24 protein-coding genes are annotated in these 24,482 nt (G+C 70.8%); 12 read left to right on the forward strand and 12 right to left on the reverse strand.

Going from position 1 to position 24,482, the window contains the following annotated elements; genetic code table 11:
- The first annotated feature begins 64 nt into the window (after window positions 1-64).
- A complete protein-coding gene (locus tag ACFRKB_RS22290) occupies window positions 65-748 on the forward strand; it encodes a DUF4230 domain-containing protein (RefSeq protein WP_383108007.1) in 684 nt (227 codons plus the stop codon).
- Window positions 749-772: 24 nt separating this feature from the next.
- Here ACFRKB_RS22290 and ACFRKB_RS22295 read toward each other — a convergent pair whose 3' ends face one another.
- Complete coding sequence (locus tag ACFRKB_RS22295) at window positions 773-1,957, reverse strand: helix-turn-helix domain-containing protein (protein WP_383108008.1); 1,185 nt, start codon at window positions 1,955-1,957, stop codon at window positions 773-775.
- A 188-nt stretch (window positions 1,958-2,145) separates the two neighbouring features.
- On the opposite strand from ACFRKB_RS22295, the gene ACFRKB_RS22300 reads away from it, so the two are divergent.
- The 3 genes from ACFRKB_RS22300 (at window position 2,146) to ACFRKB_RS22310 (ending at window position 4,643) form a co-directional block, all read left to right on the forward strand.
- Entirely contained in the window at window positions 2,146-2,670 is a 525-nt protein-coding gene (locus ACFRKB_RS22300; RefSeq protein WP_383108009.1) for a hypothetical protein, read from the forward strand.
- Window positions 2,671-2,953: 283 nt separating this feature from the next.
- Complete coding sequence (locus ACFRKB_RS22305; protein ID WP_383108011.1) at window positions 2,954-3,823, forward strand: radical SAM/SPASM domain-containing protein; 870 nt, start codon at window positions 2,954-2,956, stop codon at window positions 3,821-3,823.
- A 7-nt stretch (window positions 3,824-3,830) separates the two neighbouring features.
- Window positions 3,831-4,643 carry a protein kinase family protein gene (locus tag ACFRKB_RS22310; protein ID WP_383108012.1) on the forward strand — a complete coding sequence of 271 codons (813 nt, stop codon included), beginning with the start codon at window positions 3,831-3,833 and terminating at the stop codon, window positions 4,641-4,643.
- 37 nt (window positions 4,644-4,680) lie between these two features.
- Here ACFRKB_RS22310 and ACFRKB_RS22315 read toward each other — a convergent pair whose 3' ends face one another.
- Entirely contained in the window at window positions 4,681-5,397 is a 717-nt protein-coding gene (locus ACFRKB_RS22315; protein WP_383108013.1) for a TetR/AcrR family transcriptional regulator, read from the reverse strand.
- Between the two features lie 52 nt (window positions 5,398-5,449).
- Between ACFRKB_RS22315 and ACFRKB_RS22320 the strand changes: the two genes are divergently transcribed.
- Window positions 5,450-5,764 (forward strand): hypothetical protein, encoded by a 315-nt coding sequence (locus ACFRKB_RS22320; protein ID WP_365970894.1) that lies wholly within the window; start codon window positions 5,450-5,452, stop codon window positions 5,762-5,764.
- A gap of 51 nt (window positions 5,765-5,815) precedes the next feature.
- On the opposite strand, the gene ACFRKB_RS22325 is transcribed toward ACFRKB_RS22320, so the two are convergent.
- Window positions 5,816-7,954, reverse strand: a complete 2,139-nt coding sequence (locus ACFRKB_RS22325) for a hypothetical protein (protein ID WP_383108014.1) — start codon at window positions 7,952-7,954, stop codon at window positions 5,816-5,818.
- 89 nt (window positions 7,955-8,043) lie between these two features.
- On the opposite strand from ACFRKB_RS22325, the gene ACFRKB_RS22330 reads away from it, so the two are divergent.
- Complete coding sequence (locus tag ACFRKB_RS22330) at window positions 8,044-8,526, forward strand: hypothetical protein (RefSeq protein ID WP_383108016.1); 483 nt, start codon at window positions 8,044-8,046, stop codon at window positions 8,524-8,526.
- Window positions 8,527-8,641: 115 nt separating this feature from the next.
- Here ACFRKB_RS22330 and ACFRKB_RS22335 read toward each other — a convergent pair whose 3' ends face one another.
- From ACFRKB_RS22335 to ACFRKB_RS22345, 3 genes are all read right to left on the reverse strand, one after another.
- Entirely contained in the window at window positions 8,642-10,210 is a 1,569-nt protein-coding gene (locus ACFRKB_RS22335; RefSeq protein ID WP_383108017.1) for a DUF1996 domain-containing protein, read from the reverse strand.
- Between the two features lie 150 nt (window positions 10,211-10,360).
- The gene (locus tag ACFRKB_RS22340; RefSeq protein ID WP_376583595.1) at window positions 10,361-11,011 is read right to left on the reverse strand and encodes a LuxR C-terminal-related transcriptional regulator; all 651 of its coding nucleotides are present in this window, start codon (window positions 11,009-11,011) and stop codon (window positions 10,361-10,363) included.
- The gene (locus ACFRKB_RS22345) at window positions 10,996-12,261 is read right to left on the reverse strand and encodes a sensor histidine kinase (RefSeq protein ID WP_383108018.1); all 1,266 of its coding nucleotides are present in this window, start codon (window positions 12,259-12,261) and stop codon (window positions 10,996-10,998) included. Before ACFRKB_RS22345 ends, ACFRKB_RS22340 begins: the two co-directional genes overlap by 16 nt.
- Before the next feature lie 248 nt (window positions 12,262-12,509).
- Here ACFRKB_RS22345 and ACFRKB_RS22350 point away from each other — a divergent pair, with 248 nt between their 5' ends.
- A complete protein-coding gene (locus tag ACFRKB_RS22350) occupies window positions 12,510-13,016 on the forward strand; it encodes a DUF4259 domain-containing protein (RefSeq protein WP_383108019.1) in 507 nt (168 codons plus the stop codon).
- A 45-nt stretch (window positions 13,017-13,061) separates the two neighbouring features.
- On the opposite strand, the gene ACFRKB_RS22355 is transcribed toward ACFRKB_RS22350, so the two are convergent.
- Window positions 13,062-13,493 carry a Rid family hydrolase gene (locus ACFRKB_RS22355; protein WP_383108021.1) on the reverse strand — a complete coding sequence of 144 codons (432 nt, stop codon included), beginning with the start codon at window positions 13,491-13,493 and terminating at the stop codon, window positions 13,062-13,064.
- A 205-nt stretch (window positions 13,494-13,698) separates the two neighbouring features.
- Between ACFRKB_RS22355 and ACFRKB_RS22360 the strand changes: the two genes are divergently transcribed.
- The gene (locus ACFRKB_RS22360) at window positions 13,699-14,541 is read left to right on the forward strand and encodes a GlxA family transcriptional regulator (protein ID WP_383108022.1); all 843 of its coding nucleotides are present in this window, start codon (window positions 13,699-13,701) and stop codon (window positions 14,539-14,541) included.
- Between the two features lie 2 nt (window positions 14,542-14,543).
- Here ACFRKB_RS22360 and ACFRKB_RS22365 read toward each other — a convergent pair whose 3' ends face one another.
- Window positions 14,544-15,548 carry an NAD-dependent epimerase/dehydratase family protein gene (locus ACFRKB_RS22365; RefSeq protein ID WP_383108023.1) on the reverse strand — a complete coding sequence of 335 codons (1,005 nt, stop codon included), beginning with the start codon at window positions 15,546-15,548 and terminating at the stop codon, window positions 14,544-14,546.
- A gap of 188 nt (window positions 15,549-15,736) precedes the next feature.
- On the opposite strand from ACFRKB_RS22365, the gene ACFRKB_RS22370 reads away from it, so the two are divergent.
- Together ACFRKB_RS22370 and ACFRKB_RS22375 are read left to right on the forward strand one after the other, a co-directional pair.
- Window positions 15,737-16,393: a hypothetical protein gene (locus ACFRKB_RS22370; RefSeq protein WP_383108025.1), complete on the forward strand. Its 657-nt coding sequence runs from the start codon at window positions 15,737-15,739 to the stop codon at window positions 16,391-16,393.
- 97 nt (window positions 16,394-16,490) lie between these two features.
- The gene (locus ACFRKB_RS22375) at window positions 16,491-17,972 is read left to right on the forward strand and encodes a PepSY-associated TM helix domain-containing protein (protein ID WP_383108026.1); all 1,482 of its coding nucleotides are present in this window, start codon (window positions 16,491-16,493) and stop codon (window positions 17,970-17,972) included.
- Between the two features lie 93 nt (window positions 17,973-18,065).
- On the opposite strand, the gene ACFRKB_RS22380 is transcribed toward ACFRKB_RS22375, so the two are convergent.
- Both ACFRKB_RS22380 and glnII read right to left on the reverse strand, forming a co-directional pair.
- Window positions 18,066-18,776, reverse strand: coding sequence for a winged helix-turn-helix domain-containing protein (locus ACFRKB_RS22380; RefSeq protein ID WP_383108027.1), 711 nt, complete (start codon window positions 18,774-18,776; stop codon window positions 18,066-18,068).
- 398 nt (window positions 18,777-19,174) lie between these two features.
- Entirely contained in the window at window positions 19,175-20,194 is a 1,020-nt protein-coding gene (glnII, locus tag ACFRKB_RS22385) for a glutamine synthetase (RefSeq protein WP_383108028.1), read from the reverse strand.
- A 157-nt stretch (window positions 20,195-20,351) separates the two neighbouring features.
- On the opposite strand from glnII, the gene ACFRKB_RS22390 reads away from it, so the two are divergent.
- A complete protein-coding gene (locus tag ACFRKB_RS22390; RefSeq protein ID WP_383108029.1) occupies window positions 20,352-21,251 on the forward strand; it encodes a Gfo/Idh/MocA family protein in 900 nt (299 codons plus the stop codon).
- Window positions 21,252-21,449: 198 nt separating this feature from the next.
- Complete coding sequence (locus ACFRKB_RS22395) at window positions 21,450-21,716, forward strand: hypothetical protein (protein ID WP_030352739.1); 267 nt, start codon at window positions 21,450-21,452, stop codon at window positions 21,714-21,716.
- A 162-nt stretch (window positions 21,717-21,878) separates the two neighbouring features.
- On the opposite strand, the gene ACFRKB_RS22400 is transcribed toward ACFRKB_RS22395, so the two are convergent.
- Both ACFRKB_RS22400 and ACFRKB_RS22405 read right to left on the reverse strand, forming a co-directional pair.
- Window positions 21,879-22,451, reverse strand: coding sequence for a GNAT family N-acetyltransferase (locus ACFRKB_RS22400; RefSeq protein WP_383108031.1), 573 nt, complete (start codon window positions 22,449-22,451; stop codon window positions 21,879-21,881).
- Complete coding sequence (locus tag ACFRKB_RS22405; protein ID WP_383108032.1) at window positions 22,448-24,469, reverse strand: SMI1/KNR4 family protein; 2,022 nt, start codon at window positions 24,467-24,469, stop codon at window positions 22,448-22,450. Before ACFRKB_RS22405 ends, ACFRKB_RS22400 begins: the two co-directional genes overlap by 4 nt.
- Window positions 24,470-24,482: the final 13 nt, after the last annotated feature.

A 24,482-nucleotide genomic window follows, 5' to 3' on the forward strand; every position in this document is an offset into this window, starting at 1 on the left:
TGAACCCGGCCGTACGGGCGGGGCGTGAGCGTGTGAACCCGGCCGTACGGGCAATCCGTTAGGTATGACGTCCACCGACGCGCATCCGGAGAAGGCCCGGAGCCGTACGCGGCTGTCCCGGTGGGGCAGCCGCGTACGGGTGCCGCTCGCACTCGTCGTCGTGGCCGCGCTGCTCTTCGCGGGCAGCCGGCTCGATCTGCTGCCCGGGTTCGGTGATCTCTTCGGCGAGGAGACCCACGACCGCACGGGACCGGCCCTGCTCGAATCCATCCAGGACCTGGACCGGTACGAGGCGGCCTCCGGCAACTTCCAGGTCGTGGTCGACCTGGAGAAGGACACCAAGTATCTGCCCGACGCGATCCGTGGCACCCGCACGCTCTACGTGGGCGCGGGCACGGTCTCCTCCTACGTCGACTTCAGCGGCCTCGGCGAGCGGAACGTCCAGGTCGACAAGGACCGCACCACCGCCACGATCCGACTGCCCCACGCGCGCCTCGGCGAGCCCGCGCTCGACCCGGAGCGCTCGTACGCCGTGTCCAAGGAACGCGGTCTGCTCGACCGGCTCGGCGACCTCTTCTCCGACAACCCGGCCGACGAACACGCCGTGAACAGGCTCGCCGCCCGCCATATCGGGGACGCGGCCAAGGAGAGCGAACTCACCGCGCGCGCCGAGAAGAACACTACCGGCATGCTCCAGGGCCTGCTGCGTTCGCTCGGCTTCACGGAGGTGACGGTGGTCTACGCCTGAGAGGGAGCAGTCGAGAGACCGGCTTCAGTCGGTCAATCCCACCCGCTTGGCCATCTCCATCAGGTCCGGCCGAGTCCTCTGGTGCATTACGAAGAGAACCCTGAGCACTTCCCGGCTCATGGGGTGCAACTCGGTCATCTCGGGCGCCACCTTGAAGGCCCTCTTCAAGGACTCTTCCGCGCCTGCCACGTCTCCGACCGCCAATCGGGCGCGCGCCACATCAATGTGAAGTCGCCCTATCCTGCTCGGCTTCAACCCTGCCGGCGGCTTCTTCAGGAGGGGCGCCGCCATGTTGACCGCCCGGTCGGGCTGCTCCAGCTCGATATGCGCTGCCAGTTCGTACAACGCGGTGTTCCCTGCCCCGAAGGTCAGGTTGTGCAAGAGCGCGTCCCCCGCCTGCGGAAGCTTCGCCGTCAGCTCGCGCGCCCGGACGAGGTGGGCCTCGGTTGCGGCTGCGTCCCTGTGCCGGGAGGCGAGTACCACCCCCCGCAGGTGAAGCGAGCCGAGGATGATCGCGCTGGAGGCCGCATCGTTGCCCATGCGCTCGTACTGGACGATGGCTCGGTCCACGATGGCCAGCCCGTCGTCATAGTGCCCGGCGGACTGATAGGTGCCGGCCTCGTTCCACGACGCGGCGGCTTCCGCGTCCGGGTTCCATGTCTGGTGAGCAGCCCATTGCTGACGCGAGACGATCATGTCTGCGAGGTCGGGCTCCCCGAGCCGGTGAGCGACGGCATAGGCGCAGCCGTAGAGGTCGGCGACCTGCCCCCACGCGACAGCGTCACCACCAGCGGCGAACGCCGTCGCCGTCGCCTGACCAAGCAACTTGGGCAGGACATCGAGCAATCCAAGGTACTGAGCCTCCGCCCGTAGCCGAGCTGATTTCTTCAGGTCGCGGGCCAGCACCTTGGGATCCGGCACGTCCTCCCTGGGAAGGGTGTGCCGACGCACTGCCGTCCGCAACGCGTCAAGCCGCTCAGCCTCGGTAAGGGGGCGGTCACGGAAAGGCTGACCATAGATGCGAGCCGTCGTGACGCCCATGGCTTTCGAGCAAGCGGCTCCCACAGGCGGCGTGACCGGCCGAAGCCCGGTCTCGATTTTGCTGAGGTAGGAAACGCTCAGCCCGGCAGCCCGGCCCAGCTGAGCCTGCGACATCCCCCGCGCTTTGCGAAGTACGGCGATGTTCTCGCCGGCGCTCTTGCTGTCCATGTATCCCACCTTCCCATTGCCAGTAGGTGCGATCCCCCAACTGAGCCTACGGGCAGTGCCGTTGTGCAAGTTCTGTGTGAGCTGATCTTGGTCCAGCGCAGTTCACTTGTTACAGAGGGCGATCGAGCGAGTAGCTGGAGTGACCAAGGGGTCGCCGTGAACTGCAAACTCCAGGCAAGGGGTTCAGGGTGAGTATCGAGTCGCAGGCGAGAGTGGACACCGTGACTTCCGAATCCAAGCGCAGCACGGCTATGCGGGAGTCGGAGGAGCTTAGTCCCACGGGAGTGGCGACGACCGAGCCCAACGCCACCAGCAACGCTGGAAGTGCAGGCATCGACGAGTCACCCAGCACCCCGGCGTATGCGGTCGACTTGACGACGATCTCGCACACGGTGAAGCAGGCACTCGAACTCCGTATCTCGCTTCCCGAGCGGGAGTGGACAGACATCACGACACTGAAGCTGCGCGGTCACCTGGCCACGCTGATCGATGACGAAATCTGGGGCATCGAGACTGCCCAGTCGCGGGCGCTGCTCAAAGAGGCCCGGGGACTGCTCCGGGAAGACGTCCGCCCTACGGAGACAACACCCCCTGGTTTCGCGTACGAACACATGCGGAGCTTGGCCCTGGCCACCCGCACGACTGCCGCCGTCTACCGGCTCCGTCACGTGGAACGCGACAGGAAGAGGCGAGCCATGGAAAGCAACCGGTGAGCCCGCGCATGGAGCAGATTGCCTATGTGATGACCGTCAGCGCTCTCGGCTGCGCTCTCGTGCTGGCGGTGTGGCTCGGTTGGTGAGTTACCAGGACTGGGTTCCCGCAACTCGCAGGCCCAGCGACACGTTCGCCATTGATCTGGACCCACAGTCGGTGCGGCTCGCGGAGCGCAAGAAGGACGAAGCCCAAGAACCCCAGTCTCCTCCGGGTTGAAAATACTCACCCTCCCCTGGTGGGGGCAGGTTCACAAGCTCAGTGCACAGTCCAACAAGAAGGGTCATGACAGTGACAACGAGCATCGAAACCACGTCGGTCGAGAAGACCGCTACTCGGCTTTTATGGCTGGACCTGACGCGGAAGTGCCAGCTCAACTGCACTCACTGCTACAACGCATCAGGGCCGGACGGCACCCACGGGACCATGACTCGCGAGGACTGGGTCAGCGTCCTCGACCAAGCCGCCGCCTGTGGAGTGCGCAACATCCAGTTCATCGGCGGCGAGTCGACCATGCATCCGAACTTCACGGACCTGGTCGACCATGCTCTGACCATCGGACTGAACGTCGAGGTCTACAGCAACCTGGTACACGTCTCAGACCAATGCTGGGACGTCTTCCAGCGCAACGGACTCAGTCTCGCCACGTCCTACTACTCGCACCGTGCCGAGGAACATGCGGCGATGACCGGCCGCCGAAGTCACGAACGCACCCGGACCAACATCGAACGGGCCGTTGGCCTGGGCATTCCCCTCCGGGTCGGGATCATCCACAGCGCTGAAGGGCAGCCTGTCACCGAGACACGGCGAGACCTCGAAGCTCTGGGCGTCCGCCGGATCAGCGTTGACGGCGTCCGCCCCTTCGGACGGGGCGCTCAGGGGCGCGCCCCGGATGTGGCGAATCTCTGTGGCCGATGTGGCTCCGGCAGGGCAGCCATCAGTCCCACGGGCGAGGTCTCTCCGTGCGTCTTCTCCGGCTGGATGAACATCGGCAACGTCATGAGCACCCCTCTGGCCACTATCCTCAGCGGCGGCGCCATGAAACGCGCCAACACCGCCATCCGGGCTGAAGCCGGAGGTGACGAAGATGACGACGACAATGACGATGAATGCAGCCCCGGCTTCCCGGGCAGTGAGTGCACCCCGAGGAACTGAAGGTCTCATGAATCGCAATGATCCGGGGGCGGAGTTCTGGAGCCTGCTCCACCCGCACACAGGAGATCTGACTGGTTTTCAGCCCACCGCGCGTGGGTTCAGCTCGGATGTCACAGCCCTGGTCGAGTGTGAGAGGGGCCGGTTCTTCGTCAAGGCCGTACGCAACCGGCCTGGAGGCCGGCGCGACTCGATCATCCGGGAAAGGCTGATCAACCCGGCCGTATGTCCCATCTCCCCGGCAATGCGATGGCACGCGGAGGATGACACCTGGCAAGCGCTCGGCTTCGATTGGGTCGACGGACGCGGTTCTGACTTCGCTCCGGGCTCACCGGATCTCCCCGCGGTCGTTGACATCCTCAACCGGATCGGGGAACTGGATCTGCCCGAGATAGCCCGCGACTGGCCGGAGACTCGCTGGAACCGCTTCGCCGCGGATGAGATCGACCCCTCTCACTTCCAGGGCGAAGCGTTGCTCCACACCGATATCAACCCGAGCAACCTCCTCATCGGAGAGCGGGGCACGTGGGCGGTCGACTGGTCGTGGCCCACTCGCGGCGCGGCGTTCATCGACCCCGCCTGCCTGGTCGTGCAACTGATCTCGGCGGGACACGATGCCGAGAGCGCCGAGTCCTGGGCATCCCGCTGTAGAGCCTGGACGGACGCGGACCCGAAAGCGATCGACGCGTTCGCCGCTGCCACGTTGCGTATGCATCGTGCTTTCGCTGAGCGCAAGCCCGATGCCTCGTGGCTCAGGGCCATGGTCGAGGCGGCCCGGTCATGGGCCTCTTACCGCGGCGTGGCCGTTCGGGCAGCCCCCTGAGTCAGGCGAGAAGCCGCCGGCCATCCGGCCTCGTGGCCTACGCCAGAGCTCGCTGCGCCGGGAGTTCCGTACTCAGCATGGTGAGCCGGCCGAGCAGATCGGCGAACGCGCCGTCGGGCGGCTCGTCGGCGATGATCCGCCGCAGGATCGCCGCCATCTCCTCGTCGTACGCGGCGCTCACGGCGGCCAGCGCGGCGAAGTCGTGCACCAGCTGCGACTCCAGCTCGCCGCGCGGGACGCGGCGGCCGTCCAGCCAGATCAGTGCCGTCGTCTCGGCCAGCGACACCCAGGACCGTACGAGCAACTCCAGCCGCGCGGGCGGGTTCCCGACCCCGAGATGGGCCAGGATCTGTTCGTACGCGGCCTGCCGCACCTCGTCGATCACCGCGTTGGCCGTCGAGGAGCCCACCGCGGGGCCGCCGCGCATCAGCGCGGAGAAACCCGCGCCGTGCTCGTCGACGAAGTCGAAGAAGCGCTCCATGACCCGGAGCAGCCGCGCTCCGAGGGGCCCTTCGCGCGGCTCCAGGAAGCGGGTCGCCAGATCGTCGGCGGCGCGGCGCACGGCGGCCTCGTACAGGCTCTGCTTGCCGGGGAAGTAGTGGTAGACGAGCGGGCGGGAGATACCGGCGGCAGCGGCGATCTCGTCGATCGAGACATCCCCGGGGGAGCGGTGGCTGAACAGCTCCAGCGCCACGCCGATCAGCTGCTGCTTCCGCTCTTCCACGCCCATTCTGCGGCGCACCCCGGTTGTCATATGAACAGCCTAACGGGCGGCTCCTGGCGGGTGTCCGTTACGCTCCGGGACCATGAGCGCATCTGACCAGGACGAGGCCATGGACACGCCGGTACCGGAGCCCTACGAGGGCGGACTGACGCCCCGTCAGGCGCGGGCGGCGCGGATCGCGTTGGCGTCGGTGCTGCTGGTCGGTCTCGCCGTGCTGCTGGCGGTACGGCTCGCGGAACGGACCTCGGTCCTGGTGGTCGGGGTGTACGGGCTCGCGATGATCCTGTGCGGTGTGGTGATCGAACTGAGCCGTCACGGCCGTACACGGCTCGGCACCTGGCTGCTGGGCGTGGGGCTGGTGGCGGCGCTGGGAGCGGACTGGCTGCTGCTGCCCTGAAGGTTGGGGGCGGGCGCGCGCCGGTGCTACGGGACCGGGTGCCAGGGGCCGTCAGCGCAGCGCGTCCACCCGCGTCCCGTCCGGGGCCCTGCCGTACAACGCGGCCTGCGCGCCCTCTTCCGCCCGTACCGCCAGCAGATTTCCGGACGCCCTGCCCCGCACCCCGCCCGACACCTCGACCGAATTCAACTTCCCGCTCGCGGCGGCCAGCACGTACCACGTGCCGCCCCGCGACTTCCACAGCACGCCCGCCAGCACCTGTGAGTCCCGTGCGCCGCAGGCCGGTGAGTGCTCCGCGCGCGCCGCGACGGCCCCGGGCGCCGTGGTCTCCGACGGCGCCTGGAACTGGGCCAGTACCCGGCTTCCCGGGCCCCGCCAGGTCTCCGCGCGGGTGCAGAGCCACGTCGCGGTGCCGTTGGACTCGGGCAGCGGCTGCCGCGCGTACGGCCAGGAGTTCACGGACCGTACGCCGTGGGAGCGCATCGCGGGCAGCAGACAGGCGGTACCGGCCCAGGCGGCACGGTCGGCCGGGGCCGCTACGTCGCCGGGGGCCGACGGCGGTCCCGATGTCAGCCGGGCGGGCGTCAGTTCGCCGAGATCGGTGAGCAGCCGGTCCGTGGCGCCCGCGTCAGCCGTATCCGCGCGGTCGTCGCCGGTGGGCGCGCCGCCGTCGCCGCCGGGGTCCGCGCTGCCGTCCCGCACGGAAAGTGTGTCCCAGGAGCGGCAGTCGCGGGCCATCGCCGGGCTGGCCAGCGGATCGGTCACTCCGTCCGCGTCGCGCCGCAGGGGCCGCGCGGGCCCCGCCGGGTCGAGCAGATCGCGTACCGACGTACCCCGCACCCATGGCGCGGTCAGATAGCGCACATTGCCGTCCGAGCGGCCGACGACCAGCGCCCCCGCGGCGGCGGCGTCCGCGCCGTCGACCCGCGCGAAGTCGAGGGCGGCCACTCCGTCGCCGCCGTCGGCCGCGGGCTCCGCGTACCGCACGACCCGCAGGCCGTCGTGGAAGAGCACCACCCGCGCCGCGTCCACCTTCCCCGCGTACAGCAGCTGCGGCGACCCCATCGGCGGGCCCGAGGGCGTGGCGGGCGTCGCCGAGATCTGTACGGCAGCGCCGGGCGCGGCCCAGGCCCTCAGCGCCCGGCCGAGCAGCGCGCGGTCCCCGGCCAGCGGCCCGCGCGCCGGCCAGACGGAGAAGTCCGTACGGGCGGAGGTCCGCCACGCGGCGGGCGCGATCCGCCGCACCCTGGCCGGATCGAGGGCCGACGCGACTGCGGCGTTCTGGCCGTACGCGGGGTCCGCGTCGTCGTCCTGGCCCCAGCCGCCGCCCGCCGGGCCGAGGAGCGTTCCGCACACCAGCAGGGCCGCGCCGGTGGCGAGGGCAGCCTTGCCGTACTGGCGCCTGCGCATCAGATCGGTGGGCCTGGCCTGGAGCGAGCAGGGGTCGAATTCGGGTGAGCGCAACAGCTCGACGGGATCCGCCGTCCCGATCCGCTGATCCGCGGCGGCGGATGCTTCGCAGAGCGCGGTCTCCGTGTCCTCGGCCCCGGCCGCCTGGAGCAGCCGGCGGACCTCCTCGTCGGTCAGCAGCTCCAGACCGCGCAGCGCGAACGCCGCGCGCGCCGGTCCCGAGAGGCCGGAGAGCCGCTGGTCCAGTGCGAGTTCGTCGGCTCCCCCCGAACGCGGGAACAGCCGCAGACCCCATACGTGCGGCAGCAGAGGCGGCAGTTGGGCGCGCCTGGGCCGGGCGAGGCGGCGCAACGGCCGCCCGGCGTCCAGCGCCTGGCGCAGCACGCGCTCACGTACGTACGCGTACCCCGGGTTCCGCCCCGGCCCGGTCGTGGTCCGGGGTTCGGCTCCCTCCGCGCGGCTCTGCCCGGGAATCGAGGACCGCTCGGCCACCGCCGCCGTACGCCCGCGCGGCAGTGAGCGCTGCACGAGCGCGTGCGCGGTCAGTACGCGCCGGTTGCGGCCGAGCGAGGGCGGCAGCACGAGATACGCGAGGCGCACGAGGCGGGTGTAGTGCTCGACGAGAGCGGCCTCGGCCTGTTCGACACCGACGGCACCGAGGGCGCCTCGGGCACCTCGGGCGGCGGGGGGAACCGCGTCGGATACGGACGTGTCCGCCGCGTCCGCGGGAACGGCTGTGGACGGGGCGGTCGAGACGGTGTCGGCGCTGTCTGGGGGCACGTTGAGCAGAACGAGCGATTGGTCCGATGGTCACCCCGGAATCCGGCCGTTCCGCCGCGCGGCGACGGGCTGTCGGGGACGATGGCGGCATGCGTACCGAACGATCCCTGGTGGTGCTCGCGGCCCTGACCCTGGCGCTGACGGCGGGCTGTGCAGGCAACGGCGGCAACGACGGCAAGGGCGGCAACGGCGGCAACGGCGAAAAGGCTCCCGCGACACCGGACACGGCGACGGGGAGCCTCGAACAGATCGCCGCGAAGGCGGAGTGCGAGCCGAACATCCAGACCGACGCGGACGAGTTGCGGCAGGGCAACTGCACGACGGACGACGGGAAGTACGTACTGGTCACCTTCGCCACCGACCGCGGTCTGCGCGAGTGGATCAACGAGGCCAAGGACTACGGCGGTTCGTATCTCGTCGGCAGGAAGTGGGTCGCGGTCGGTGACGACAAGGTGGTGACGGCGCTGCGCGGCCGGCTCGGCGGGACCGTGGAGGCCGGCTCGTCGCACCACTCGGGGGGAAGTGGCGACGGTGGGGGAGACGAGGGGCACTCCGGTCACCACACGGGCTGACCGCGCAGCGCGACAGGGGGAGACGGGACGGCCGGTGCCTCAGAGGGCCGGCCTCACGCGGCCTCACGCGGCCTCATGCGGCCGGCCTCGTGCTGTCGGCCTTACGCGGCCGGCCTCACCTGCACGTGCGTCCGCCGTTGATGCAGTTCACGACCTTCTTCATCAGGTTGTCGTCGAAGACGTTGATGAAGTCGCCGTGGTCGGTGATGGGCTTGTGCAACTGCTCCGGGAAGGAGTCCACGGCGAAGCCGGGCCCCGGCGGTACGTCGTACACCACGCGCTGCTGAAGCTGCGGGATCGCCTTGAAGCCGTTCTGGCAGCGGCCGTTCTGATCGGCGAACGCCACATGCGTGCGGTGGTTGGCGCTGTCGGCGTTCTGGCCGTCCCAGCAGCTCTGGAACGCGAAGCTGCGGACCACCTGGCTGCCCTCGGGGCAGATCGGGTATTTGTCCTTGAGCTGGCGGTCCTCGAATCCGGTGCAGCTCCATGAGGCATTGGCATTGGCGTCGCCATTGGTGAATGCCTTGGCGTCACCGGTGATGATCCGCAGGAACCGCGGCATGGCGGTGACCTTGGATTTCGGATTGCCGGCGAAGGTCAGGGTCACCTGGGACGGCGTCTGGATCTCACCGACATTGCCTTCCTTGCCGCCGCCGTCCGCATTGGCGTCGGCTTCTTCCTGGCCGTTCTGGAGGCGCAGCACCGGCCAGTAGTACGTGGACTTGTCGCCCTGGTTGCGGCAGCTGGTCTCACCGGCCGCGAGAGAGTCGTCGGTCGCGAACGCGTCATTGGCCTGGTTGCCGACATAGTCATGCATATGGTGAGCGCCATTGCTCACACCGGGGGCGACGATGACATTGTCCGAATTGAACTTTCCGGCCTCGTTGACACCGCAGTCGGTGGTGAAGGTGCCCTTCGAACCACCCCGGGCGGTCCTGGCCTTTCTGACATTGGGCTGGACGGTGGTGATGTCGACGAAGTCGGACGTCTCGGGGCCGTTGCCGGCCTGGCCGCCCCCGTTCTGACCGTCGCCGTCCTGGCCATCGCCCTGGCCGCCGTTCTGGCCGTTACCCTGACCGCCGTCCTGGCCCGGGTCCTGACCGCCGTCCTGGCCCGGGTCCTGGCCGCCGTTCTGGCCGTTACCCTGCCCGTTGCCCTGCCCGTCGCCCTGACCGCCGTTCTGGCCCTGGCCGCCCTCTCCGGGGGAGTTGCCGCCCCGCAGGGTGCAGGGCGCGAGACCCTCCAGCCCCCGCGGCCGCTCCGCCACCCTCCCGATCGACAGGGCGATCCGCTCCAGAGTGGCCGCCCGCTTGTCCTTCAGCGGATTGAGAATGGCATTCTCGGCGAATCGCGGATCCCGCTCGATCTGGGCCTTCTCATCGGCGAATCGTTTGTACGCCTCGGTGATCTGGCTGTCGATCAGCGCGAGATTCCGGTCGACCTCGGAACGTGCCGCGTCCGGCACGTTCGCCAACTGGTCCTGGGTCGCCACATCCGGGCAGTCGATGGTCGACACCGACCGTCCCGCATTCTGGCTCCGAGGGGCGGACCGGTTGGAGTCGCCCTCACCCGCGGATGCGTAGACATTGACCGCTACCAGCCCACCCCCGCCCAGGAGCAAGGCAGCCGAGGCGACGATCGCCCGGTTTGCCAGTGTGGAGCGTTTTCTCGATGTGCGTGGCATGGAACTCCTCAAGCTTCGTCGCCGGTTACGGAAAGCGCGGCAGGGGAGAAGCGAAGCGCTCCGTTCCATACGGACCTCGGCTGAGGGGTGTTCAGCCGCCGGGGGAATTCATAGAAACCTCCAGCGCCAAACCGGGCGGATGCCCGCCAATCACCTGCCGTGGTCCAGATAGGCGAGAACCGCCAGGACCCGGCGGTTGTCGTCGTCCGACACCGGCAGATCCAGCTTGGCGAAGATGTTCGAGGTGTGTTTGGCCACCGCCCGCTCCGTGACGACGAGTTGGGCCGCGATGGCGGCGTTCGAGCGGCCCTGCGCCACCAGCTCCATCACCTCGCGCTCGCGCGGGGTCAGCCCGCCGATCGGCTTGTCCCGCGCCCGCCGGGAGAGCAGTTGCGAGATGACTTGCGGATCCATCGCCGTTCCGCCCGCCGCGACCCGGCGTACCGCGTCGATGAACTGGTCCGCGTCGAAGACCCGGTCCTTCAGCAGATAGCCGATGCCGCCGTTGCCGTCCGCCAGCAGCTCGCGCGCGTACAACTGCTCGACGTGCTGGGACAGTACGAGGACCGGCAGGCCGGGCCGGGCCCGGCGGGCCGCGAGCGCGCACTGAAGGCCCTCGTCCGTGTGGGACGGCGGAAGCCGGACGTCGACCACGGCGACATCCGGCTCCAGCTCCGCCAGGGCCCTGGACAGTTCGGGCCCGCTCTCCACCGCCGCCAGGATCTCGAAGTCGTACGCCTCCAGCATCCGGACCAGACCGTCGCGCAGCAGGAAGAGGTCTTCGGCTAGGACAACTCGCAAGGGATCTCCATGGTGACCATGGTGGGGCCGCCCGCTGGACTGCTGACGGCCAGGACGCCGTCGAATGTACCGAGCCGGCGTTCGAGCCCGCTCAGCCCCGAGCCGGTCCCGATCACCGCGCCCCCGCCGCCGTTGTCCGTGACGGCGATCCGCAGCATCCCTCCGGTGTGCGAGATGTCGACCCACGCACGGTCGGCGCCCGCGTGCTTGACCACATTGGTCAGCGCCTCGCTCACGGCGAAGTACGCGGCCGACTCGACCGGGGCGGGGGCGCGGCCCGTCAGCTCGACCTCCACCTCGGTCTCCACGGGCAGCCGCAGCGTCAGCGCCTTCACGGCGTCCCCGAGACCGCGCTCGGCCAGTACGGGCGGATGGATGCCCCGTACGAGATCGCGCAGCTCGGTGAGCGCCTCGGCGGAGGACTGCCGGGCCTTGCCGATCAGCGCCTTGGCCTTGGCCGGGTCCTTCTCGATGAGCGCCTCGACGGTGCCCAGATCCATGCCCACGGCGACCAGCCTGGCCTGCGCCCCGTCGTGCAGATCGCGCTCGATACGGCGCAGTTCGGCGGCCGAGGTGTCCACCGCGTCGTGCCGGGACTCGGTGAGCCGCGCGATCCGCAGCGCCATCTCCTGGTCGCTGCCGGGCGCGAGGAGCGCCTTGGTCAGCAGGAAGTGGCCGCGCAGCAGATCCGCGTTGTAGCGCACGCCGAGCCCGAGCAGGACCGCGCCGAGGCCGGCCGCGGCGAGAGCGGTCGCCTGGCTGTCGACCGGGATGAACGTGTACCAGTACCGGTCGTCGGCGAACACCCGCCACAGGCCCGCGGCGAGTACGAACCCCTCCACCGCGTAGAGGAGCAGGGCGAACGACAGCAGGGCGGTGATGAAGCCCGCCGTCATGTCGACCACCAGCCACTGGAGATCACGCCAGGTCGCCGGGTCCTTGAGCATCAGGGAACAGCGCTCCACCCGGCCGCTGACGCCGGTGCGCGCGTTCGCCGGGAAGGGGCGGTACGGGACCGGGATCCGTACGCCCGACCACCGCACGGCCAGCAGCCGGCGCTGATTGGCGTGCGCCCTGACCATCGCCAGTACCGCGGGCGTGGTGAAGATCCCGAAGCCCAGCACGATGAAGACCAGAGAGAGCGCCGACAGTACGAAAAGCGTGATCGATCCGGCGAGCGAGACGACCGACAGCATCAGTCCCCGCCCGGCGGACACCAGCGGGCCCGGCCTCTTCGTCCTGCTGTCCATGGCGTTCGTCTCCCCTGCGCGGCCGGACGGCCCGACGGCCCCCGGCGGTCCGACCCCCGGACCTGGCACCAGTCTGACCGGCGCGGTCCGGCGGCGGCAGCCGGTCGTCCCCCGGGCCGGGGTGGTGCTGGATACACCCCGGGACGGCCGCGCGGGCGTCTGGTATCGGGAGTCGGGGATTGTCAGTGGTGCCTGGCACGATCGTCACAGCGGGATGAACGTGATGGGGAACGACCAGGGGGCAGACCATGGGTACGTGGGACACCGGCCACTTCGACAACGACGCCGCGGTGGACTTCTCCGCCGACCTGGATGAAGTGACGGTCGAGCAGCGGACGGAGATCGTACGGGCGGCGCTGCTGCGCGCACTCGCCGGGGATGGCAGGGACGACGGGGGCGCCGGGAACGAGGGGGGCGCCGGCAACGACGGGGACGCCGGGGACGTCACCGCGCGCGGTCCGCTGGACGGTGAGGTGGGGGCAACCGCCGTGGCCGCGGCGGCGCTGGTCGCCTCACAGTGCCCCGGCGGACCGCCCGTGGAGTCGGTGTACGGCCCGGAGGAGCCGCTGCCCCGGCTTCCCGAGGAGCTGAGGGAGCTCGCGCTCCTGGCCCTGGACCGGGTGAGCGTGCCCGGGTCCGAAGTGCGCGACCGCTGGGTCAGGGCGGACGGCGAGAACGGCGCGTGGCACCACGCGATGGCCGAGCTGCGCGCGGCGCTGACGGCGGCCATAACAGGGCCCGGGGGCGACGGCTGACCCGGCGGCTCACGGAGTCGGCGAGCCGCTGAGCCGCTCGGTCCGTCAGACGCGGGCGACGAACTTGACCTCGACCAGCAGCTCGCGGAAGGCCAGCCGAGGGGTGCCGATCATGGTGCTCGCCACCTGGGGGTCCGGCCGGCCGTACGCTTCCTTGCGTACCGGCCCCGCCGCGGCGTCGGCCGCGTCGACATCGACCGCGTAGATGACCTCGTCGACGACGTCGTCCAGCGATGCGCCGAAACGCCGGAGCAACTCCGCCGCGTTGGCATAGCACTGGCGCAGCTGCTCGCCCGTGTTGGCGAAATCGGTGACCAGTCCGGCATCATCGACCGGAGCGGGGGCGACGAGTTCCGTTCCGTCGTGCGCCACCTGACCGGAGAGGTAGATGGTATCGCCGCGCTTGACCGCCTGAACGTACCCGTAACTTTCCTCCCAGGGAACTCCGAAGCTTTCGGCCTGATGTGTGTTGCTCATGGCGTTCCCCTCATCAAAATGCGTTCCGTCGTGACCGCTCAGACGATATGGGGCCGGGCCGGGGCGAACGAGACGTGGTTGTGCCACTTACAGCAAGGATCGTGCCAGAACGTGGCACCGCGGAGACAAGGGAGCGTCATTGCGGTCCGGAGATGACGAATTGGTTGTCGCGATACTCACGGTGCCGCGCGCATACGCGCTGGACGTGAGCATTCCGGAGCATGTGTTTGGTCAGCATCCGGGTTATCGAGTCGTGGTGTGGGGGATTCAAGATGTCGACCCGGCCGCGGATATCGTCGTGGTTCCGGGCTACGAAGATCCGCATCGTCCCGTACCGGACGAGTATCTGAAGGCGCTGCGGGCCGCCGTCGAGCGGGGTGCCCGTGTCATCGCCGTCTGCACAGGCGTATTCGCGCTCGCGGCCGGCGGAGTACTCAACGGGAAGGCGGCGACGACACATTGGCGCCATACCGGGCAGCTTCGGGAGATGTATCCGGGAGTCGACGTCGTCGAGAATCGGCTGTTCGTCGAGGACGGGGCGATTCTCACCTCCGCGGGCGGGGGCGCGGGGATTGACGCGTGTCTCCATGTCGTCCAGACGGATTTCGGGGCCACCGTCGCGGATGGCGTGGCGAAGGACGTCGTTTTCTCCTCCGTCCGTGGTGCGAACGAGCCACAGCACAGAGAGGGGCTCACTCCTTCCCGCGACAGCCTGCGCGCGACGCGGGAATGGGTGATCGAGAATATGGGATCGTCGATCACCGTGCAGCGGATGGCGGACCACAGCCTGCTTTCGCGGAGAACCTTCATTCGGCGTTTCGCGCGTGAGACAGGAATGCCTCCCATGCAATGGGTCGCCGTGCAGAGGATTCTCGGTGCGCGCCGGCTCCTTGAGGCATCGGACTGGTCGGTCGAGAGGATCGCGGGAGCGACGGGTTTCGGCACGGCCGCGAATTTCCGGACGATCTTCCGAAGAGAGGTGGGGGTGACGCCGACCGCCTACCGGAAACTGCATGGCCCGACGGCGGAAGGCCCGCACCCGCGGTGACGTCAGGCGTCGCCCTGTGGGGCCAGCACCCTGGCCTCCAGCTCCGGTGCCAGACCCAGCTGCGGGCGGTCCGGCCGGTGCGGGGCCCGGCCGCCGATCGAGCCGAGCCAGGACCAGGTGTCCGCCACCGTCTCGGCCACCGGGCGGCACCGCAGGCCCGTGGCAAGAGCCTTGGAGACATCGCTGCCGTGGATGGTGTCGTGCAGCTCGCCCGGCGGGAGCCAGACCGGCAGGTCGGTCCAGGGCTCGATCCCCGCCGCGAGGACCGTCTCCGGCTCCGTCCAGCGCAGTTCGGCGTCGGAACCGGTGACCCGTACGCAGGCGTCGAGCAGCTCACCCATGCTGGTGTGCCCGGCCGGGCTCACCAGGTCGTACGGGCCGCCCAGCCCGTCCCGTACGGCGTCCAGCGTCCATTCGGCGAGGTCGCGCGCGTCGATGTACTGCAAGGGGTTGTCGCGCGGCCCCGGCGCCAGTACGGGGCCACCCCGGGCGATCCGCCCCAGCCACCAGGGCAGCCGGCCGGTGTTCTCCCAGGGCCCGAGGATCAGCCCGGCACGGACCAGCAGCGCCCGGTCGCCGAAGACCGCCTCGGCGGCCAGCTCGCCGCCGCGCTTGTCCTGGGCGTACGCGGTCCGGCCGGCCGCCGCGTGCGCGCCCTCCACCAGGGGGCCGTCCTCCGTGAGCCCGGCCGGGGCGGGGTGCGCGTACACCGAGCGGCTGGAGACGTACGCGTACCGGCCGACGCGGTCCGCGAGCAGGCGGGCCGTGGAGAGCACCGCCGACGGCGCGGCGGCCCAGGTGTCGACGACCGCGTCCCAGGTATCGGCTGTGTCCGAGAGGGCCGCGAGACCGCCGGGGGCGGTGCGATCGCCCCGCAGGACGGTGACACCGTCGGGCGCCTCGTGATGGCCGCGGTGGAAGACGGTCACCCGCCAACCGCGCGCGAGCGCCGCCTCCGTGACCGCGCGCCCGACGAATTCCGTACCACCGAGGATCAGGAGTCTCATGGCACCGACTCTGCCCGCGCGCCCGCTCCGGGATGGCCGAATTCGCTGCCAGAAGAATCACGGAACCGGGGGCCTGCCCTACGTGCCCGTGAGGATGGCAGCATGTGGCCACCATGACAGATGCCACGTCACCTATACGCGCTCTCCGGGCCGCCGCCTTCGCTGCGGTATGCGTGACATTGGCGGCGGTGGGGCATTCGTTCACATCCGGGCATGAGATCCCGCTCGGCGCGCTGTGGACGGCGTTCGGGGTGACCGCGGGCGTGGCCTGGCTCGCGGGCGGCCGACGGCGCGGGTTCCGCTCGATCGGGGCCGGGCTGCTCACCGTCCAGGGCGGACTGCATCTGATCTTCGCCGGCACGCCGCCGTTCGGCGGGGCCGCGCCGCCGGACCACACGCCGCACGGCGCCGAGGGCGGCATCGCCACCGGTACGGGTATGGACATGGGGGAGGGCGCCGGGGCCGGCATGCTCCCCGTCGACACCGCCGTCCCCTTCGGCCTGGACGGTTCGGCGGGGATGCTCGTCGCCCATGTCCTCGCCGCGGCCGTCTGCGCGCTCTGGCTGGCCCGGGGCGAGGCCGCGCTCTTCCGGCTCGCGACCGTCCTCGGCGCCCTGGCCTTCTCCCCGCTCCGGCTGCTGCTGACCGCGGCCCGGCCGCGGTTCGCGCCACGGCCGGCGGTGGCGGTACGACACGCCCCCGACGCGCCCGCGGCACACCGCTTCCGTGGCGTCGTACTCGCCCACACCCTGTCGCGGCGGGGCCCGCCCGCGAGCCGTACTTCTCGCGCGACGGCCCCGGCAACGGCCCTCATCACCACTGTCCGATCTGTTCGATCTGTCTGAACTCAGCCGACCAGGCAGTCAGACAGGGCGACAGGCAGGCGAACAGGGCGGGCCCGGGGTCCGCTTTCCCCTGCCTACGCCAACACCTAGGACAGTCATGGCCATTGACGACCCCGTACAGGGGCCCGAGACCAACGCTCCGCGAACCGCTCCGCCAGCCGCCCCGGCCGGCTCCGGCGCCGCCTCCGTCTGGAGTTCCCTGCGCCCCCTCGTGCTGCGGCTCCACTTCTACGCGGGCCTGCTGATCGCCCCGCTGCTGCTGATCGCCGCCACCAGCGGCTTCCTCTACGCGCTCTCCTTCCAGGCGGAGAAGGTCCTCTACCGCGACGAGCTGCGGGTCCCGGTAGGCGACCGGACGCTCCCGCTCGCCGAACAGCTCGACGCCGCCCGCGCCGCCCGCCCGGACGGCACGGTCACCTCCGTAAGCCTGCCGTCCGAGGACGGCGCGACCACCCGGGTCCTGATGAGCACGCCCGACGCCGAGGAGAGCATGTCTCTCGCCGTCTTCGTCGATCCGTACACCGCGGAGGTACGGGGAGAGCTGACCAGCTACGGCAGTTCGGGCGCCCTCCCGCTGCGGACCTGGATATCCGAGCTGCACCGCCATCTGCTGCTCGGCGAGCCGGGGCGCGTCTACAGCGAACTCGCCGCCAGCTGGCTGTGGGTGGTGGCCCTCGGCGGCGCAGTGCTCTGGATCGGGCGCAAACGTGCCTCGAAGCGCGCGCTGCTCACCCCCGAGCGCGGGGCCACGGGCCGGCGCAGAACCCTCTCCCTGCACGGCTCACTCGGACTGTGGGCCGTGACAGGGCTGGTGCTGCTCTCCGCCACGGGGCTGACCTGGTCGAAGTACGCGGGCGAGAACATCGGCTCGATCCAGGACCAGCTGGGCGGTGCCACCCCCGCCGTCTCCGCCGCGCTCGAAGGGGGCACCGGCGGAGCGGGCGGCGGCGGAGGCCACGAAGGCCATGAGTCGATGCCCGGCATGGAGAACATGCCGGGGATGGAGGGCATGGCGGGCGGGGACGTCGGGGTCGATCTGGCGGTCGTCGCCGCCCGTCAGGCCGGTCTCGACGGACCGCTCTCGGTGACCCTGCCGACGGAGGGCACCGGCTATGTGGTCGCGCAGACCGACAAGCAGTTCCCGGTACGGCTCGACTCGGTCGCCATCGATCCCGCCAACGGCATGGTCATGGACGAACTGCGGTTCGCCGACTACCCGTTGCTCGCCAAGCTCACCCGCTTCGGCATCGACGCCCATATGGGCCTCTTCCTCGGGGTCACCAACCAACTGGCACTCGCGGCGCTCGCCCTCTCGCTCATCCTGATCATCTGCTGGGGCTACCGGATGTGGTGGCTGCGCAGGCCCACCAAGGAGCGGAAGCTGAGCGCGGGCAGGGCGATACCGCGCGGTGCCTGGCGCAAGGTACCGCTGGCCGCTCTGCTGCCGCTCGCGGCGGCCGTGGCGCTGATCGGCTGGTTCCTGCCGCTGCTGGGCATCAGCCTGCTGGTCTTCCTCGTACTGGACGGCCTGCTCGCCCTGCGGGCCCGCGCTCGCGCCCGTACGGCGGCCGGTACCTGACGGGACCGAGGTCGCGGGGGAGTCGCGGGGGAGCCCTGCCGGCGCCGGCCGGAATCGGCAGCGCTCGGCGGGGCTCCCCCGACCTCGCCCCTCTCAGGGCGTGTACTTGTACCCGACCCGCCGTACCGTCTGGATGCTGTGGCGGTGGGCGGCCCCCAGCTTGCGGCGCAGCCGGGCGACATGGACATCGACGGTGCGCCCGTCGCCCACATGCCCGTACCCCCAGACCGTGGTCACCAGCTGGTCCCGGGTGTGCACCCGGTGGGGATGGGCCACCAGATGCGCGAGCAGCTCGAATTCGAGATAGGTGAGATCCAGCTGCTGTCCGTCCACGACGGCGGTCCGCTGGACACTGTCGATCGACACGGGGCCGCCGCCGCCCCGCGCCCCGGACCCGGCGCCGTCGGTGCCCGCGCCGGCGCCGCTGCCCGCGGTCTCCGCGGTGGCGACGGACGGCGCCGAGGCCGCCGCCAGCACCGCCGCGTGCTGATCGGCCGGTACGAGGACGAGATAGCCGACCATCGGCGGCTGTCCCGGCAGCGAGGGCAGGGTGTGCTGGGGCGCGGGCAGCCAGGTCGCGCCGGGCGGCAGGAAGTCCACGACCTGTCCGGTGGTGACCCCGGCCGGGAGGGCCGGGAGCGGCACGGGAGCCGGGCGGGCGGCCGGAGCGGTCTCGTCGCGGTCGACGGCCCGGAGCCGGTGCCGGCCCGGCGCGGGCCGTTTCTGGTTCAGTGCGGCGGCGCCGGCGGCCGCGGTGGCGGTCGCCGACGCGGACGCGGAGGAGAAGGGGCGGGGATTCGCCATGGGAGGTCAGCTCTTTCGCGCGGAGGAGTCGTCGATTCGACGGACGGACGGGGGACGTACGTCATGCGCGGCGGCCGAAGGCCGGAAAGAAGGCTTTAGAGGGCCGACGCGTTCCTCGCGCGGCAACACACCCGGTCGAAGTCGTGATGCTGCCGGGACGGCCAGAACGGCTCAAGGTCGGAGCGACCTGTCGCGGGGTGCTGGAAGCTGGCCATGCCCCCATTGAAGCAGATACGGGTCGGGCGCAGCAGGTCCCTTTCAGCTGTCGATACGGCGCGATCCCGTGACTGCCGACACAGTGCGCGGCGGGGAACGCGACGAGGGGGCGGGGCCGCTGTATGGCGGCCCGCCCCCTCGTGGAGTGCGGTGAACTCGGTACGTGGGCCGACTCGGCCGGGTCAGACCTGGCCGGCCTTCTCCAGCGCGGTGCAGCAGGTGTCGACGATCATCCGCGTCACCACGTACGGGTCGACGTTGGCGTTCGGGCGGCGGTCCTCGATGTACCCCTTGCCCTCCTGCTCGACCTGCCACGGGATACGGACCGAGGCGCCGCGGTCGGAGACGCCGTAGCTGTACTCGTTCCACGGGGCGGTCTCGTGCAGGCCGGTCAGCCGGTCGTCGATGCCCGCGCCGTAGTTCTTGACGTGGTCGAGTGGCTTCGAGCCCTCGCCGAGCGACTCGCACGCGGTGATGATCGCGTCGTACCCCTCGCGCATCGCCTTGGTCGAGAAGTTGGTGTGCGCGCCCGCGCCGTTCCAGTCGCCCTTCACCGGCTTGGGGTCGAGCGTCGCGGAGACCTCGAAGTCCTCGGCGGTGCGGTAGAGCAGCCAGCGGGCGACCCACAGCTGGTCCGCCACCTCCAGCGGCGAGAGCGGACCGACCTGGAACTCCCACTGTCCCGGCATGACCTCGGCGTTGATGCCGGAGATGCCCAGACCCGCCTTGAGGCAGTTGTCGAGGTGCGCCTCGACGATGTCACGGCCGAAGATCTCGTCCGAGCCGACACCGCAGTAGTAGCCGCCCTGAGCGGCCGGGAAGCCGCCCTCGGGGAAGCCCAGCGGGCGGGCGCCCTTGAAGAAGGTGTACTCCTGCTCGATGCCGAAGACCGGCTCCTGGGCCGCGAACCTCTCCGCGACCTCGGCCAGCGCCGCCCGCGTGTTGGACGCGTGCGGCGTCATGTCGATGTTCAGGACCTCGCACATGACGAGGACGTCGCCGCCGCCCCGGATCGGGTCGGGGCAGGAGAAGACCGGCTTGAGCACCCGGTCGGAGGCGTGACCCTCGGCCTGGTTGGTGCTCGACCCGTCGAAGCCCCAGATGGGCAGCTCCGCGCCCTCGTTGAGGATCTTCGTCTTCGAGCGCAGCTTGGCGGTCGGCTCGGTGCCGTCGATCCAGATGTACTCAGCCTTGAAGGTCACGGGCCTCATCCTTTGCGGGTTCAGCAGGTATACCCCGAAGCTTCGCAATCCGTGATTTCCCGGCTGTTGCTCTTCTGTGAACCACGCGTTACTCAGGTTTCCCGTGTTTCGGCGGCGTGTCGGATCCGTCGGCGCCCGGCACGGCACACTGGCCGTCATGAGCAAGCCACGCATCGGACTCCTCGGCACCGGCCCCTGGGCGGAGCGCACCCATGCCCCCGCCCTCGCCGCCCATCCCGGACTCGAACTCAGCGGCGTCTGGGGGCGGCGCCCCGAGGCCGCCGCGGCTCTCGCCGCCGCCCACGACACCACGGCCCACTCGGGCGAGGTCGGCCTCGACGCGCTCTTCGCCGAGAGCGACGCCGTCGCGTTCGCCCTGCCGCCCGACGTCCAGGCACCGCTGGCGGCGCGCGCCGCCGCGGCGGGCTGCCATCTCCTCATGGACAAACCGGTCGCGACGACCGTGGCGGGGGCTCGTGAGGTGGCGGACGCGGCGGCGGACGCCGGGGTCGCGTCCGTCGTCTTCTGCACGCTGCGCTTCGCGGCGGGCACCACGGGCTGGCTCGACGAGCAGGCCGCGAAGGGCGGCTGGTTCACCGCCCACGCCTACTGGCTCGGCGCGCTCTACGCGCCGGGCGAGACCAGCCCGTACGCCGCCTCCCCCTGGCGCCGCGAGAAGGGCGGCCTCTGGGATGTCGGCCCGCACGCGCTGTCGGCGCTGATCCCGGTGCTCGGCGAGGTGGCCGACGTGACGGCCGTACGCACCGAGCCGGACCTCACCCATCTCGTGCTGCGGCATGTCTCCGGGGCGGCCGGCTCGGTGGCGCTGAGCCTGAGCGCGCCGAAGGCGGGCGCGGGTTCGAGGATCGAGTTCCGGGGCGAGCACGGTACGGCGGTGCTGCCGGAGAACTGGGGAGATCCGGTCACCTCGTTCGGGGCGGCGATCGACGCGCTGCTGGAGTCGGTCCGTACGGGCCGGCCGCACGCCTGCGACGTACGGTTCGGGCTCCGGCTGACGGAGATCCTGGCGGAGGCGGAGCGACAGCTGAACGCATAGGCCGTGTCCCGCTGTTGACCACTACCGTAAGTCCCGCCGAGGCGCGGCCGGCCGGGCCGTCGGCCAGCCGGTCGGCCGGTCGTCTCAAGGGTGGGAGACAAGCCGTCAAATAGCCTCTGGCCAGGGGCGATTGTCAGTGGGGGACGGTAAAATGGAGGTAGTTCGTGAGGGAACCACCACCGCGCCGGGAGGTCGCCGATGGCCGTTGCCACCATGCCGACGAAACCCTTCGAGAGTCACCCAACCCTCAAGCGCAAGCCCCTGCCCGCGGGTCAGCCCCGTGAGTGGTACGAGACCCATAACCGCCGGCTCAAGGCCATGCGCCTCGCCATCGCCCTGCTCGACTCGGGCGTGTACCACCCGGCGAACGCGAACAACGGCCGGATACGGAGGACGGCGGCCCGGATCGGGATCCACCCGCCGTCGGACACCACCTGCCGCATGGTGCGAGCTCTGATCGGTTAGAGCTGGACGAGTGACGAGTGACGAGTGACGAGTGACGAGTAAGTCCCAAGCCCCAAGTCCCTTCTGTCCGGGGCCGGGTCCTGCGCAGTGCCCCGCCCGGCTCCACTCCCGCCTCCGGGAGAGGAGCCGGGCGGGGCACCGTCGTTCGCGTACGCGGTCGGCTCATGGCCCGACCGCCGGTCGCTGATCAGCGGTCCACCGCCACCGCACCTCGCCGTCGTGCCGCTCGCCGGTCGGCGCCAGCCCAAGGGCCTTGGTGACGGCGGCGGATGCTCCATGATCCGGATGGATATGGGCGACAAGCGTCCGCACGCCCTGCTCCCTCAGCCACCGTACGAGCCCCCGCGCCGCTTCCGTCGCGATACCGCGCCCCTGCCGGTCCGTCCCCACCACCCAGGCGATCTCGGCCGAACGACCGTCACCGTCCGGGCCGATGGTGGCCTGTACGTAGCCGGCCAACGGTCCCGCGAAAGACTCCGCCGGCCGCCGACCGCCGTGTGGCTCCTCCCGGATGCCGATCACCCAGTTGCACCAGACGACCTCCGGGTCGGGTGAGCCCGCGAGCTGACGGGCATAGCGCGAGCGCAACTCCTCGACCGTCGGGGGCGTCCCGCCGGTATACGCGTACAGCGCCGGGTCGGCGAGCACGGCGGCCATCTCCTCGGCGTGCGCGATACGGAGCGGCAGCAGCGCCAGCCGCTCCGTATCGATGACCGCGGCACTGATCGAGGTCATGAGGGCGCGATCGCGTGCAGCCGTCCGTGCCGGATCGCGAAGCGCGGCAAGGAGACCCCGAACACCTCCGCGATGGCGTCGAGACTCTCGTACTCGTCATCGGGGTCCAGCGCCCAACCGCCCTCCCCGCCGGAGTCCGTGTCGTCGTACGAGCCGGGGCCCGCGTCCTCGTCCGAGGCGTCGTACGAGTCCTCCTCGTCCCAGCCGGGGCCCGCGTCCGGGAAGAGATGCCCGGGGTCGAGCGCGTCGGGAATCGCCCCCCACTCCTCGGTCCCGCCGTCGCGCACGGTGAATCCGTACACCCGCTCCCCGTCCTCCGCGTAGGAGAAGTGGAAGGCGCCGGGGGGCGCCGCCGGCCGGCCGCCGCGCTCGCACCACACCGTCACCGACTTCGTGCCCCGCGACACCGCCTCACCTGACGGCTCCGTCCCGTTCCACCCGCTCCCGAACGCGAAACTCCAGCTCCCCTCCCCCGTTCCGCGGCCCCCGCCCCCGCTTCCGGCCTCAGCTCCGTCCCCGCCCGCGACTCCGCACGATCCGATACGTATCGCCTGCCCCGCCTCCGACTCGTCGCACGGCGCCAACAGCGGTCCCTCGCCGATCCGTCCGGCCAGCTCCCACGGCGTGACGCCATGGACGAGGACGAAGCGGTAGGCGTCCGGCGCCGGTGGCCGGGCCTCCTCGGCGAGCCAGCCGAGCCCGTCCACCCGCGCGCGGGGCGCCTCCGTATCACCGTCGTCCGCCGCGCCCTGCCCACCGGCCCGGGGGGTCTCCAGGAGGTACCGCCCGCGCTCCGCCGTGATCACCGGCCCGAGGAGAGGATCCGCGAGCAGCCCGACGGGGGCTATGTCCTCCTCGCCGTACGGCTCCCAGCCGGCCGCGGCCGCCGCCACCGTGCGCCACGCGCCGTCCGTGTCGCCCCACCGGGCCTGCTCACGCGCCGAGGCGACCGCGTCACCGAAGGGCCCCGGAGCCTCGTACCGGAACGTACGCTCGTCGATCTCCCGCAGCAGGGCCAGCGCCTGCTTCCGGTCGTCCCCGTCGTGATCACCTCCGTCGGGGGACCGGAGGAACACGGCCTCGTCATGGCCCGCCCGGATGTGCTCCAGCGCGGCCAGCGGCAGAAGCTCGCGCGCGTACGACGGATCGTCCATCCGCCCGACGACACGAAGATCCGCCGAGCCACCGCCCCCGCGACGGTCTCCGCGACCGCCTCCGCGACCGCCCGCGCCGCCGCTCAGCATCGCCTCCATCTGGACGCGCAGCCCACGAGCGCGGGGTCGGCCGCACTCGTCCGCCTCGGTGAGCAGTTCGAGCGCGCCGTCGATGTCCTCACCGTCCAGACAGGCCAGCCGCGCCTCTTCGATGTCGGCGTCGAGCTCGCGCGTCGTCTCGTTCACGAACCCGGGCGTGTCCCCATGAGCACGGTGGAACTCCCGGAACAGCGCCTGCATGAGGTCCATGAACGACCCGTGGCGCTCCGGCCGCCCGCCGCCCGCCCCGCCCCGGTGGAGATAGGCGGCCCACTCCCCGTTGGCGTCCGGATCGCCGGGATCGAGCAGGACCTCGACCGTGCCCGGAGCGGCCGTGTCCAGGGCGGCCGTGTCCAGGGCGGCCGTGTCCAGGGCGGCGGACAACCGCAGGGCCCTGCCCCACATACCGGCCCTGAGCACCTCCTCCTCGGAGGCATACTCGTCCAACGCGCCCTCGTGGAGGGCCTGAAGACCGTGGGGATCCCCGTACCAGTGGACGCCCTCCGCCGCGCCCACCCGGCCGACGGGCGTCCCCGCGGGCCGCCACCCGTCGGTGGTCGCCAGAAACGACCGGTACGTGGGCGGCAGCGTCACCCCCAACCGCTCCTCCAGCTCGCTGATCCGGCCCTCCCCGGCGGCCGGGAACCCCAGCCACCGGTCCCGGAGGACCGTCTCGTCCACGTCCCCCCGCCCCCGCACGCCGGGCGAGTCGAGCCAGTCCGCACTCCACCGTTCAAGGAAGGGGCGCCAGTTGTAGGTCTTCATGTGGTCATGGTGC

The sequence above is a fragment of the Streptomyces scopuliridis genome (genome assembly GCF_042790125.1).
GTDB lineage: Bacteria > Actinomycetota > Actinomycetes > Streptomycetales > Streptomycetaceae > Streptomyces > Streptomyces scopuliridis_A.

Excerpts from the sequence above, each read along its gene's own strand:
- ACFRKB_RS22290 (WP_383108007.1), top strand. The coding sequence starts at position 65 with ATGACGTCCACCGACGCGCATCCGGAGAAGGCCCGGAGCCGTACGCGG.
- ACFRKB_RS22295 (WP_383108008.1), bottom strand. The coding sequence starts at position 1,957 with ATGGACAGCAAGAGCGCCGGCGAGAACATCGCCGTACTTCGCAAAGCG.
- ACFRKB_RS22305 (WP_383108011.1), top strand. The coding sequence starts at position 2,954 with ATGACAGTGACAACGAGCATCGAAACCACGTCGGTCGAGAAGACCGCT.
- ACFRKB_RS22310 (WP_383108012.1), top strand. The coding sequence starts at position 3,831 with ATGAATCGCAATGATCCGGGGGCGGAGTTCTGGAGCCTGCTCCACCCG.
- ACFRKB_RS22315 (WP_383108013.1), bottom strand. The coding sequence starts at position 5,397 with ATGACAACCGGGGTGCGCCGCAGAATGGGCGTGGAAGAGCGGAAGCAG.
- ACFRKB_RS22320 (WP_365970894.1), top strand. The coding sequence starts at position 5,450 with ATGAGCGCATCTGACCAGGACGAGGCCATGGACACGCCGGTACCGGAG.
- ACFRKB_RS22330 (WP_383108016.1), top strand. The coding sequence starts at position 8,044 with ATGCGTACCGAACGATCCCTGGTGGTGCTCGCGGCCCTGACCCTGGCG.
- ACFRKB_RS22335 (WP_383108017.1), bottom strand. The coding sequence starts at position 10,210 with ATGCCACGCACATCGAGAAAACGCTCCACACTGGCAAACCGGGCGATC.
- ACFRKB_RS22345 (WP_383108018.1), bottom strand. The coding sequence starts at position 12,261 with ATGGACAGCAGGACGAAGAGGCCGGGCCCGCTGGTGTCCGCCGGGCGG.
- ACFRKB_RS22350 (WP_383108019.1), top strand. The coding sequence starts at position 12,510 with ATGGGTACGTGGGACACCGGCCACTTCGACAACGACGCCGCGGTGGAC.
- ACFRKB_RS22355 (WP_383108021.1), bottom strand. The coding sequence starts at position 13,493 with ATGAGCAACACACATCAGGCCGAAAGCTTCGGAGTTCCCTGGGAGGAA.
- ACFRKB_RS22365 (WP_383108023.1), bottom strand. The coding sequence starts at position 15,548 with ATGAGACTCCTGATCCTCGGTGGTACGGAATTCGTCGGGCGCGCGGTC.
- ACFRKB_RS22375 (WP_383108026.1), top strand. The coding sequence starts at position 16,491 with ATGGCCATTGACGACCCCGTACAGGGGCCCGAGACCAACGCTCCGCGA.
- ACFRKB_RS22380 (WP_383108027.1), bottom strand. The coding sequence starts at position 18,776 with ATGGCGAATCCCCGCCCCTTCTCCTCCGCGTCCGCGTCGGCGACCGCC.
- ACFRKB_RS22390 (WP_383108029.1), top strand. The coding sequence starts at position 20,352 with ATGAGCAAGCCACGCATCGGACTCCTCGGCACCGGCCCCTGGGCGGAG.
- ACFRKB_RS22395 (WP_030352739.1), top strand. The coding sequence starts at position 21,450 with ATGGCCGTTGCCACCATGCCGACGAAACCCTTCGAGAGTCACCCAACC.
- ACFRKB_RS22400 (WP_383108031.1), bottom strand. The coding sequence starts at position 22,451 with ATGACCTCGATCAGTGCCGCGGTCATCGATACGGAGCGGCTGGCGCTG.
- ACFRKB_RS22405 (WP_383108032.1), bottom strand. The coding sequence starts at position 24,469 with ATGAAGACCTACAACTGGCGCCCCTTCCTTGAACGGTGGAGTGCGGAC.